This window comes from Mesorhizobium sp. M1050, from assembly GCF_040318715.1.
Lineage (GTDB): Bacteria > Pseudomonadota > Alphaproteobacteria > Rhizobiales > Rhizobiaceae > Mesorhizobium.
Genome location: NZ_JAMYMV010000053.1, coordinates 34,826 through 45,178, shown reverse-complemented (window position 1 = coordinate 45,178; position 10,353 = coordinate 34,826). Strand labels below are relative to the sequence as shown.

General features: G+C 61.2%; 12 protein-coding genes. 4 read left to right on the top strand and 8 right to left on the bottom strand.

Features of this window, described 5'->3' with window-relative positions; genetic code table 11:
• The first annotated feature begins 302 nt into the window (after positions 1 to 302).
• Both NKH57_RS24615 and NKH57_RS24610 read left to right on the top strand, forming a co-directional pair.
• Entirely contained in the window at positions 303 to 599 is a 297-nt protein-coding gene (locus NKH57_RS24615) for a hypothetical protein (RefSeq protein WP_031259823.1), read from the top strand.
• 91 nt (positions 600 to 690) lie between these two features.
• On the top strand, positions 691 to 1,128 hold the full coding sequence (locus NKH57_RS24610) for a c-type cytochrome (protein WP_352835831.1): 438 nt from the start codon (positions 691 to 693) through the stop codon (positions 1,126 to 1,128).
• Positions 1,129 to 1,177: 49 nt separating this feature from the next.
• Here NKH57_RS24610 and NKH57_RS24605 read toward each other — a convergent pair whose 3' ends face one another.
• The 5 genes from NKH57_RS24605 to coxB form a co-directional block, all read right to left on the bottom strand.
• Positions 1,178 to 2,386 (bottom strand): c-type cytochrome, encoded by a 1,209-nt coding sequence (locus tag NKH57_RS24605; protein WP_352835834.1) that lies wholly within the window; start codon positions 2,384 to 2,386, stop codon positions 1,178 to 1,180.
• Positions 2,387 to 2,625: 239 nt separating this feature from the next.
• A complete protein-coding gene (locus NKH57_RS24600) occupies positions 2,626 to 2,967 on the bottom strand; it encodes a hypothetical protein (protein WP_352835836.1) in 342 nt (113 codons plus the stop codon).
• 2 nt (positions 2,968 to 2,969) lie between these two features.
• Positions 2,970 to 3,572: a cytochrome c oxidase subunit 3 gene (locus NKH57_RS24595; RefSeq protein ID WP_352733477.1), complete on the bottom strand. Its 603-nt coding sequence runs from the start codon at positions 3,570 to 3,572 to the stop codon at positions 2,970 to 2,972.
• Positions 3,569 to 5,512 carry a cytochrome c oxidase subunit I gene (gene ctaD / locus NKH57_RS24590; protein ID WP_352835840.1) on the bottom strand — a complete coding sequence of 648 codons (1,944 nt, stop codon included), beginning with the start codon at positions 5,510 to 5,512 and terminating at the stop codon, positions 3,569 to 3,571. Before ctaD ends, NKH57_RS24595 begins: the two co-directional genes overlap by 4 nt.
• Positions 5,509 to 6,516, bottom strand: coding sequence for a cytochrome c oxidase subunit II (gene coxB, locus NKH57_RS24585; protein ID WP_502898165.1), 1,008 nt, complete (start codon positions 6,514 to 6,516; stop codon positions 5,509 to 5,511). The genes ctaD and coxB overlap by 4 nt, the downstream gene beginning before the upstream one ends.
• Positions 6,517 to 6,766: 250 nt before the next feature.
• On the opposite strand from coxB, the gene NKH57_RS24580 reads away from it, so the two are divergent.
• Together NKH57_RS24580 and NKH57_RS24575 are read left to right on the top strand one after the other, a co-directional pair.
• A complete protein-coding gene (locus tag NKH57_RS24580) occupies positions 6,767 to 7,153 on the top strand; it encodes a hypothetical protein (RefSeq protein ID WP_352948072.1) in 387 nt (128 codons plus the stop codon).
• Between the two features lie 206 nt (positions 7,154 to 7,359).
• Positions 7,360 to 7,914 (top strand): sigma-70 family RNA polymerase sigma factor, encoded by a 555-nt coding sequence (locus NKH57_RS24575; protein WP_023758291.1) that lies wholly within the window; start codon positions 7,360 to 7,362, stop codon positions 7,912 to 7,914.
• A gap of 9 nt (positions 7,915 to 7,923) precedes the next feature.
• Here the strand turns inward: NKH57_RS24575 and NKH57_RS24570 are convergent, their stop codons facing one another.
• The 3 genes from NKH57_RS24570 to NKH57_RS24560 form a co-directional block, all read right to left on the bottom strand.
• Positions 7,924 to 8,103 (bottom strand): hypothetical protein, encoded by a 180-nt coding sequence (locus tag NKH57_RS24570; RefSeq protein WP_023758292.1) that lies wholly within the window; start codon positions 8,101 to 8,103, stop codon positions 7,924 to 7,926.
• A 292-nt stretch (positions 8,104 to 8,395) separates the two neighbouring features.
• Positions 8,396 to 9,307, bottom strand: a complete 912-nt coding sequence (locus NKH57_RS24565) for a class I SAM-dependent methyltransferase (protein WP_352948068.1) — start codon at positions 9,305 to 9,307, stop codon at positions 8,396 to 8,398.
• A 56-nt stretch (positions 9,308 to 9,363) separates the two neighbouring features.
• On the bottom strand, positions 9,364 to 10,353 hold the full coding sequence (locus tag NKH57_RS24560) for a GNAT family N-acetyltransferase (protein WP_352948065.1): 990 nt from the start codon (positions 10,351 to 10,353) through the stop codon (positions 9,364 to 9,366).

Here is a 10,353-nt window from a genome sequence, read left to right as displayed (position 1 = left end):
CGCTGCCGGATGACGAGGAAGAGCGTCTCATTTCGCAGAACCCCTCGAAGCTGGACATCGACGAGCCGTAGAATTCCCTCAGTCGCAAAGCTGAACGGCGACGGTCTCGAACACTCCGTAATTCGAAGCGCCCGAACCTGCCGACTGATGGTCAGCCCTTTTGTGCACCACCAACGAATTCAACGGCAGGGCAGTTGAAATCCGGGGTGAAAAAACCTGACCGAACACAATTCTATTCAAGGGAACCTCTCCGAAAAATGCTCGTTGGTTGTGGCAATGCACATGAACCGATGGAGGCTTACATGATTACGAAAATCCTCTCCGCGTCCCTGCTCACCATCGCCTTGGCTACCTCGGCCATGGCGCAATCGAATGGTTCAAGTTCCACCACGACCCAGGCGGGCAGCACGACCGGCACCAACGGCACCATGGGCACCGGCTCCGGTACGCCGACAACATCTGTCGATCCAAACGCGACAAATTCGACGAGGGGCCCAAACGGCATGAATGATCGCTGCAAGGACACGGCGGGCAACGATGTCGACAACAACACCGCCAGCGGCACGGCAACGTCGAACGTTCAGAACTGCAACAAATAAGCGCCTGCCTGAAAGCGCTGCCGGTTTGTTCACTTCCAGTGAATGCACAACCGGCAGCATGTTTGCGGCTGCAAGAGAAGGTGGCGGATCCATGGGTCGACAGCCTGCGTCCATCCGGCAAGCAAGGTCGGGGCTCTTATGGGCGCAGGGCATATTGGCGGCCGTCGGCCTCGGCTTGGCGGTCTGGTTCGTCCAGGCAAACCACCGCGAGAGCCTGCGCGAGACTACGATCATGCAGGCGGTCGGCGGCGATGCCGAGCGCGGCATTCCGGCGATGATCCGCAATGGCTGCGGCGGATGCCACGAAATTCCTGGTGTCCCCGGTGCTCAAGGCACGGTCGGCCCCTCCTTGCGGGGCGTTGCGCAGAGAACGTATGCGGCAGGCACCGTCTTGCGAACCTCTCCAGATGCAATGATGCGCTGGATCAGCAGAGCGCGGGACGTCGATCCGAGGACGGCCATGCCCAACACCAACCTGTCAGAGCAGGAGGCGCGCGACATCACCGCCTATCTCTACGCACGAACGTGAAACGGCCTGGGTGCAGATTCCTCGCTCGCATTCCCGACGGACGGCCGCTTCACATTTGTCTTGCAATTGCTCCATGGCGCCTTGCGAGCAGGAACGCCAAAACGAGCATAAATCCCGCTCCACCAGCCACCAGAGCCTGTGCTGCCAGCAGCATGACCGTCTGTTCTGTTGTCGAGCCCGCCCGCATCTGGCGCACGTCGGCTGCTGTGACGCTTACTTCGGGATTTCCGAACCGCGCGGTCACATAATTGGCAAGGCTCGTCACCTGGCTGTCATCCAGCCAGTCGCCAAAGGCCGCCATCGATTTGCGGCCGGCCACGTCGCCCGCCCTGACGCCGGCTAGGATCGTCATGACGACGTTCTCGGGAGCAGCGGCGCCGAGCACACTGTTGCGGGTGAGCGACGGATAGGAGCCGTCCGCCGATCCCTCTCCATTCCCCCCGTGGCATCCCGCGCAGAGCGACCGATAAAGATCGGCGCCTGCCGAGTTGCCGCTGCCCTGCGCCGTGGTCCTCGATGAGTCATTGGCCGTGGCAACAGGCGGATTGCTCCATGCGAAACGCGGCCGCTTCTCCTCGCCTGATTGGGCAGGCACATCCCTTAGATAGGTGACCATGGCTCGAATATCGTCATCCGAGAGGTGTTGCAGACTGTTCATGACTGTTTCGGCCATCGGACCGCCTGCATAGGCTTTCCCAGGCACGGCGCCAGTCTTGAGAAATCGAAACAGTTCGTCGTCGCTCCAGCTGCCTATGCCCGCGATCTTGTCATTGGTGATGTTGAAAGCCTGCCAGATGCCAGCGGTGCCGCCGGCAAGCTTGCGATCTTCATCCATGCCGAATGTGGTGTTCCTCGGTGTGTGACAGGCGCCGCAGTGGCCAAGGACCTCGACCAGGTAGCTGCCCCTGTTCCAAGCTCCGGTTCGGCTCCGATCCGGTGCGAAGCCGCCGACATGGACATTCGCAAGTTTCCACAGCCCGAGCGCCCAACGCTGGTTGAATGGAAAGGGAAGGATATTGCTCGGTCGGGGCTGGGCGATCGGCACTTGCGTGAGCAGATAGGCGCGGATCGCCAGCACGTCCTCGCGGGTCATTCTGGCAAAGCTGTCAAAGGGCATGGCCGGGTAAAGATCGGCCCCGTCGCGCCTGACGCCTTCCCGAACCGCCCGCACGAACTCGTCGGCGGAATAGCGCCCGATGCCAGTATCGAGGTCCGGTGTGATGTTGGTCGAATAGACATCGCCGAAGGGGGTTGGCACGCGGTAGCCTCCGGCGAACGGGCGGCTCGGGTTGGACGTGTGGCAGCCGACGCAATCGGCGGCACGGGCGAGATACTCGCCTTTCTGGATTTCATCCGCCCGCAGCTGTGTGCACGGAACCAACACTATCGAGGCGACCGTAATGATCTGAAAGACGAGGCCCAACGGTGCAGGGATCGCGATAAGCCGAAGCGAAGCCTTCCGACAACAGATAGCCGACCGCAGGCTCCTGCGCATGGTCACAATTCGCACCCGGTGAAGATCAGTCCGGCCGCCATTTGCGCCAGCATGATGAGCATGAACAGCGTTCCGATGCCAACCGAAGTTCTGGCTAGAAACGCACGCGTGCGTGCCTTCATGGGCGGGCTCGTACCGTGCCTGCGGTCATGGGCGGCGCGCCACGACAACAGGACGCCCGCCGTCGCGACGGCGACACCGATCAGGGAGAACAAGGCGGTGGGACGAAAGCCGGTGTGGCATTGCCAGTACGCAATAGCATAATCGAGCTGCAGCGATACCGCCCACGCGGTTGGTCCGGCCACCAGACCTGCCCAGGAAATACCGGTGCGGATCGCCTGCATCTTTAGATCCTCGGAACCCAATAGATGATGAGATAGAGCACGACCCACGAGACGACCACGAAGTCCCAGTAGAAGGCGTTGTCCGACACGTCGCTGAGACGGCGTCCGGCCTTGCCCTTTTGCGTGAACATGAGAACCGCAAGCACGATTGTGTCCCCGACATCGGTAAGAAGATGTGAGGTGTGAAGACCGAGCAGGAACCAGACAATCGACCCGTAGGCATTCTGGTCCCAGGAGATCCGGAGCGCAGGAAATTCCCAGATGCGAACGATCAGGGGAAGAATTCCGGCAATCGACATGATCACAATGCCGATGCGGACCTTGGTGAGGTCCTGCCGCCGCGCCCAAAGCTCCACCAGATGGTTGGGGACGACGCTCGCAAGCAGCATGATCAATATCGTCGTGCCTGGCAAAAGATCGGGCGCCGGCGCGCCAATCGGCCAATGCTTGGCCAGCACGGCCAGATAGAAATAGGTACCGATCGCCAAGGCAAAACCGGTTGCTTCCAGAGCGATGAAGGCAAGGGTTCCCCACCACATGGGGCTTGCGGCGCCGAAATCATATGTCGGCAGATGGCTGACGTCGGCGACCGGGCGGTGTCTCATTCCTCGTCCTCCGGCTCGCCTTTCGGCCAGAACCAGCAGATAAAGCTGATCGAGACCGGTATTGCACCCCACACCACGGCCCATGGCGTGTAGATCGAACCGAGAAACGCGCCGCCCACCGCGATGGCCGAAAGCAGCGGCCAGATCGAATTGCCGGCCGATGGCTGGCGCAGTTGCGGCACCGCGTCGGCGACCGTGCTGGCAAGCACTTCGCGGGCATCGACGCGCAAGCCCTCGACGACCGGAAGCGTGTCGGGCTCATCCCAGAGCGGCTCCCTATGCGTTACGACCGGCAGGCGCGAAAAATCGTAGGAAGGCGGCGGCGACGTCGTCGCCCATTCCAGCGTGCTCGCCCCCCAGGGATTGTCTCCTGCAATGCTGCCGCCGCGAAGGCTGAGCAGGACGTTCAGGAAAAAAAGCGCAAAGCCGGCGAACACCACCAGCGACGAGACGCTGATGAACAGGTTCATCTCGCCCCAGCCGCTTGCCGGCGGATAAGTGTAGACGCGGCGCGGCATGCCCTGCAGGCCGAGAATGTGCATGGGAAAGAAAGTGAGATTGAAACCGATGAAGACCAGCCAGAAATTCCAGCGGCCGAGCCTCTCGGACAGCATGCGACCGGTGATCTTGGGAAACCAGTAATAGACGGCGCCGAGCAAAGGGAAGACGGCGCCGCCGACCAGCACATAGTGGAGATGCGCGACCACGAAATAGGTATCGTGCACCTGCAGGTCGAGCGGCACCGAGGCGACCATGACCCCGGTCAGGCCGCCGATCACGAAGGTGAAGATAAAGCCGAGTACGAAAAGCATGGGCGTGGCGAAGATCGGCCGGCCGCCCCAGATCGTCGCAATCCAGCAGAAGATCTGGATGCCGCTCGGAATGGCGATCATCATCGAGGAGGCGGTGAAGAAGCTCTCGCCGAGCTGCGGCAGGCCGGTGGCGAACATGTGATGCACCCACAGCCCAAAGGAAAGCAAGCCAATAGCTATCAGTGACAGCACGATCCCAAGATAGCCGAACACCGGTCGGCGGACGAAGGTGGGCAGGATCGCGGAGACGAAGCCGGTTGCCGGAATGAAGATGATGTAGACCTCAGGATGTCCAAAGAACCAGAAGAGGTGTTGCCACAGCAGCACATCGCCTCCGGCTTCGGGGTCGAAAAATTTGGTGCCGACCAGCCGGTCGAGGATCAGCATCGTGCTTGACACCATCACCGCGGGCATGGCGAACAGTATGACGAACGCCATAATCAGGACCGACCAGACATAGAGCGGGATACGATCGAGCGTCATGCCCGGTGCGCGTTGCTTGAAAACCGTCGCGATGATCTCGACGGCAACCGCCAGTGCCGACACTTCCGTGTAGGTCACCATTTGCGCCCAGAAGTCGGGGCGCTTGCCGATTCCATATTCGGGCCCGGCCACCGGCACGTAGGAGAACCAGCCGGCATCCGCCCCCGTGTCGAATGCGAAGGCGATCCAGATCATCAGGCCACCCGAAAGATAGACCCAATAGCTGAAGGCGTTGAGCCGCGGGAACGCGACGTTGCGGGTGCCGATCATCAGCGGCACAAGGTAGATCGCGAACGCCTCCATTATCGGCACGGCGAACAAGAACATCATCGTCGTGCCGTGCATGGTGAAGAGCTGGTTGTACAAATCGGGGCCGATATGACCGGCCTCGGGCGTTGCGAGCTGAAACCGCATGGCGAGCGCCGACAGGCCCGCCAGGACGAGGAACACAAAGGCTGTTACCATATAGCGCCGGCCGATCAGCTTGTGGTCGACCGTCACCAGCCAGCCATACAGACCTTTCGGTGTCTGCCAGGCATGCGCCAGAAAGGCGTGCAGCCGCGCCTCCTCGAGGCCGGTGTCGCGTATACCTTTTAGACCCTTTTCCTGCTTTTGCCCGACTGCCTTTCCCGCGATGCCGCTCATTCGAGGCTTCCAAGATAGGTGGCGACCGCGTTGAGATCGTCGGCGCTGAGCGCAACACGCGGCATTTTGGCGCCGGGTTTCGTCGACTGCGGATCGGCGATCCATGCGGCAAGCGCACCGGGTGTCATCGCCAGCGTATCGGCGGCCAATGCGCGTCGGCTTGCGAGATGAGTAAGGTCAGGCCCAATGGTTCCGTTGGCCGGCGTGCCCCTTACAGTGTGGCAGAGCGCGCAGCCGGTGGAAAGAAAGGCTTGCTGGCCGCGGCGTTCTTCGTCTCCGACGGGCGCGGCTGCGGCGGCATCTTGCCTCGATCGCCACATGTCGAACGCCTCGCGGCTTTCCGCGATGACGGTGATGGCCATATGGGCGTGCTGGTAGCCGCAGAACTCCGCGCATTGGCCTCGGTAGACGCCGGGCTTATCGGCAATGAGGGTGAGTTCGCTCGGCCGGCCCGGGATGAGGTCCCGTTTGCCAGCGAGGCCTGGCACCCAGAAGCTGTGAATGACGTCCGGCGAATCGAGATTGATCTTGACGGGCTCGCCGACAGGGACATGGATTTCATTGGCCGTGACGATCATCCGCGATGGATTATCGCCGGGATAGCGTATCTCCCACCACCATTGATGCCCGGTGATGCGAACGGTGAGCGTCGCTGTCCCGCTCAGCGAGGCAACGGATCGGCCCGCGAAGAAGCTCGTTAACGTCAGCGCAGCCAAGATTAACACGGTCGACGCTGTGGCGCCTACGACAGCGCGGCCGAACCGGCGCTCCCGGTGGTTGTCGATACGCAGCGGCGGCTGGCCTGCTCTCGCCCGACGGCGGTGGAAAAGCGCCATTGCCATTGCCGCCATGACAAGCAGCCATGTTGTCGTCGCAACCGCGCCAAAGGACCAGATGAGATCAAGAATGCTGCGGGCATTGGAACCACGCGCATGGAGCGCGGATTGCCAGTCGCTGCATCCCGTCAAGGCCAATATTGAGGCGGTGCCGGCCGGGTTCGCGATGCCTGCAAGGTGATTGCCGAACGAGCTTCGAGCTGGATGCGAAAGGCTAGCCGATACGGATGGTCGTCTCCGTTTCCTGGGGCGGACGACCGGGCTCGTGCACCTTGCCATGAAGAAATCACCATCAATGCCAGAGGCCATAACGCGATTGGTTGTAAAAGGATGCCTTGGCAACCACCCTTCAGTTCAAGGAATGTGGAATGGCGGGAAGCTGGGCCTGCCGGCTCTAACGCTAGGCGGACGCAACCAAATGGTCGGTCTGTCGTTCCTCCGAGCACGCGGTACGGCATCAGCATCGGCAAACGCCACGCCGCAAACCGTCAGGACCGAACTCATGAAAAACACAGGCAAAACAATCAGCGGAAACCGGACCGTCCCAGGTAAAGACGATCGCCTCAAGCAAGGCCGCGAAAGCAGGGCACGAAAGCCCAAAGAGCAAGCTGATGATCCCGCCAACAACCATCCCGAAGAGGACCCGGCGGAGGGTTCGCGCCACGCGGTGGAGCACGAACTGGACCGACAGGATCGATTGGGGCGGGGCGCATCTCAATCCACCGGCGAAGCGAAGCGTGCGCGTGACGAATTGCCGGAGCAGGTCAGGCAGCAGACCGAATTGCCGGGCCGAGGCTCGGCCTGACAAAGTCCGAATTTCGCGACCTTGCCGAGGCGGCAACGCGCGCAGGGTAGCGCGCCGCTCTCACTACAGATGGCGACTCGATGCGGGATTTTTGAGTGATTATCTCGAAGTCAGGAACGATCCAAACCCTCACGCATTTAGCTACGTCTGCGTCACAGAATTCATCTCTGCCGGGAGCTGCACCATTGTCCTCCAGGGGCTTTGCTTTGGCCAACCAAGAAACCGAGCAAGTTTCGATCGTTGACCTGATACCCGCCTTGCGGGCCTTTGCGCGTACCTTCTGCCGCAGTCCGGACGATGCGGATGATCTTGTCCAGGAAACGTTGACCAAGGGTCTTGCCAACCTCGATAGATTCGAAGCGGGAACCCGGATGAAGTCGTGGCTCTTTACCATCATGCGCAACACCTTCTACACGCGCATAAAAGCTGCCGACAGGGAGAGCCCGGGGCTGCTCGACTGCGCCTCCCTGGTTCCCGTTTCGGAGGCTGCGCAGGAGTGGTCGATCCAGCGCAAGGAAGTTTATAGCGCCATCCAGCAACTACCGAGACAACAACGCGAGGTGTTGATGCTGATCGGAGTTCTCGGCGTGAGCTATGAAGAAACGGCCAAAATCTGCGGCTGTGCGGTGGGAACGGTTAAAAGCCGTCTCAACCGCGCACGCGCCGGCGTACTCGAGCGTCTTGGGGAAAATTCGCTGCAGACGCTGCTGGAAAGGCGCGGTCACGTGTCCGAAGGACGTTTGGGCTTCGGCACACGATAGGCGAGGCAGCTAATTCCTCTTTGCCGCCAGCCGACGCTTTTCGACGAGCGCGTTCTGCAATTGAACCGCCAGGTCTTTCAGCCGATTGGGGACCTTCTCCTGCTCTATCGCCGCCAGCAAGGAGGCTATTTCCCGGTCCAGCACCAGACTGACCTGCGGATCAATGTTATCGTCGCTCGAGCGAGACATCGTGTTCCCTACCAGGTTCTATCCTCGTCATGTTGCCAGCACAGAACCGAACTGTTCAATAACGCTGCAGGGCCGTCTACGCCAACAAAACGAACCCTGGTCATTATTTCCACAACTGCGGGCAGCGTCGAGCCGATCAACGCGCCGGGCTTCGTTTATGACCTGCTATTTTGCGCCGAGCGTCCGCCAGTTTGGACGTCGCGGCTCAGCCGGTATCACATCACCCGACACTTGTCGCAGCAGGCGGAAGCACCGATCGGGGCCAGATCCAAATCGGATCGATGCACTGCCGTCAAGTTGACCTCACGCTGCGCTCTTCATCGACGCCCGAACCCGCGCCGGGCCGTAATGTTCCAACCGGTACGAGCATGAAGGCAGTTCCATCCCACAGGCGGAATGGCCTCTCGCCATCGATCACAACCTGCATGCCGTATGCTTCGGCGAGGTGATTGATCTCGGAGCGATCCAGCGCTGGAGAGCCGCGATAGGAGTAGTTCAGAATTGCAGCCATGCCCGGTCGTTTCAGCACGCGCCCAATCTCCTTCAAGTATCGCTCCGCGAGTCCGGCCAGCACCAGATAGGGAAAGCTGTCGACGGCCAGCACGCAATCGAAGCTGGCGTCGCCGAAATCGGCGAGATCGAGGCCCGAGGTCAGCCGGAGTTCCACATTTGGCAGCGCGGCGCACCGCTCAAGCCCGATCGAAATCATGCTCGGCGATATATCGATCCCGACGACCCGCAGCGCGGCGGGGGAAAGCGCGATTTCAAAACGCCCGATGCCGCAGCCAATGTCCAGTATACGAAGTCCGGCGCCGGTGAAGCCTTGTCTTTGCAGCCACCCGGTGATCTCTGCGGTGGCAGCCGAGAGCTTTTCCTCATCGCCGAGGGACGACAACTGGACGCTTGCCGCCGATGAAATCCTCGCTGCCGCATCGAAGCTCGACGCAAGTCGCTGGACCACCGCTGCATCCGTTTCCGCTTCGTCGCGTCGATGGCGAACAGCAGCACCTGTTTCGCGCAACAGCGCCAAGGTATCGGGCCTGTGACGGAGCAGGCTGGCGACCCGTTGTAGCTTGTCCTGGTGTTGAAGATCCGTCGAAGACATGTCCTGTGCGATCTGAGCCAGCTCGCCAGCGTCTATGCCTACTTCGAAAAGAAGCGCGAGCCTGGCGATGATCGTTTCGGCGCCGGCGCCTTCCGACATCCAATGCTCGATCGCTTTTCTTGCGGCCGATGCCCGTGGCGAATGTCCGGCCCCGCTCACGGGATCGAGCCTCGAGTCCAGATCCTGTGCTTTGTCCATTGATCGACGGCGCCCCAACTGTACTTGTAAGCCTCGCGCCCGCGCAAAAAGTCGAACTCGCTAGCGCCTTCTCGAAGTGCCTCGGTTATGGCGTGGCCGATTAGGATCGCGCCGGGACTGACCTCGGCATAGTCTGGGTCGAAACCGCCAAGATAGGCATAGGCGCGCTGACGATGGTGAAAGCCGTAATAGGCACCTATGACCTGGTCGTCGATGGCTATGAGCCAGCATCGGACAAGACCATGCGCGGCGAGCGGGGGCAGTGCGTGGCTATGGAACTCTTTGACATTGGGGCCGTTCAGCACGCCGTCACCATAACCGGCCCAGCGCGCGCCGTGCAGGCGAACCAGATGATCGAGGAACAATCGGGGATCGTTCTGTGCCGGCCAGACCGAGACACGGCCGCGCCCGCAAGCGGCTCTGTACGCGCGACGCAATTGTCGCCATCGCCGTGAAGGAACGCAGCCTGCAAGCCGGTCGTCACCGGCAATCGCGAGTACGGGACAAGCCGCATGGTTGACGGCCTCGCTGGCTTCCATCGCGGGATGGCTGATGGCGAGGCCGGCAGCGTCGGCCGGCAGGTCCGGTAGAATCCATTGCGACCATTCGATCTTGGCAACCACGTCGGCAATGATGCCGGCAACAGCCATTTCGATGCCGGGCAGGCAGAGAATGTCCAGATAGTCGCTCAGGGAGATTCCGACCGGAAGCAGCCTCGAACCAGAAATTGCCCGTTCCCGATAAAGCGGCGCCAGTCCTGCCAAATCCTCGTCACGCCAGACCGCAATCGTCGCCAGTTCGCCAGGTGCAAATGCTTCCCACCATGCAAGCAGCCAGGCAGGGCACTGAAAAGGCGTCGCCGTCCGGCTGGATGCCCAGAGCCGCCACCAGTGGGGCTCCAGAGCGGCAAGGGCGGTGGGATCATCGATCACCTCGCCGCGCAGCAT

Bases quoted from the DNA above. Each gene is read 5' to 3' on its own strand.
- NKH57_RS24580 (WP_352948072.1), top strand. From the start codon at position 6,767: ATGGTCGGTCTGTCGTTCCTCCGAGCACGCGGTACGGCATCAGCATCG.
- NKH57_RS24600 (WP_352835836.1), bottom strand. From the start codon at position 2,967: ATGCAGGCGATCCGCACCGGTATTTCCTGGGCAGGTCTGGTGGCCGGA.
- NKH57_RS24595 (WP_352733477.1), bottom strand. From the start codon at position 3,572: ATGAGACACCGCCCGGTCGCCGACGTCAGCCATCTGCCGACATATGAT.
- NKH57_RS24610 (WP_352835831.1), top strand. From the start codon at position 691: ATGGGTCGACAGCCTGCGTCCATCCGGCAAGCAAGGTCGGGGCTCTTA.
- NKH57_RS24570 (WP_023758292.1), bottom strand. From the start codon at position 8,103: ATGTCTCGCTCGAGCGACGATAACATTGATCCGCAGGTCAGTCTGGTG.
- NKH57_RS24615 (WP_031259823.1), top strand. From the start codon at position 303: ATGATTACGAAAATCCTCTCCGCGTCCCTGCTCACCATCGCCTTGGCT.
- NKH57_RS24560 (WP_352948065.1), bottom strand. From the start codon at position 10,353: ATGCTGCGCGGCGAGGTGATCGATGATCCCACCGCCCTTGCCGCTCTG.
- NKH57_RS24565 (WP_352948068.1), bottom strand. From the start codon at position 9,307: ATGTCGGAAGGCGCCGGCGCCGAAACGATCATCGCCAGGCTCGCGCTT.
- ctaD (WP_352835840.1), bottom strand. From the start codon at position 5,512: ATGAGCGGCATCGCGGGAAAGGCAGTCGGGCAAAAGCAGGAAAAGGGT.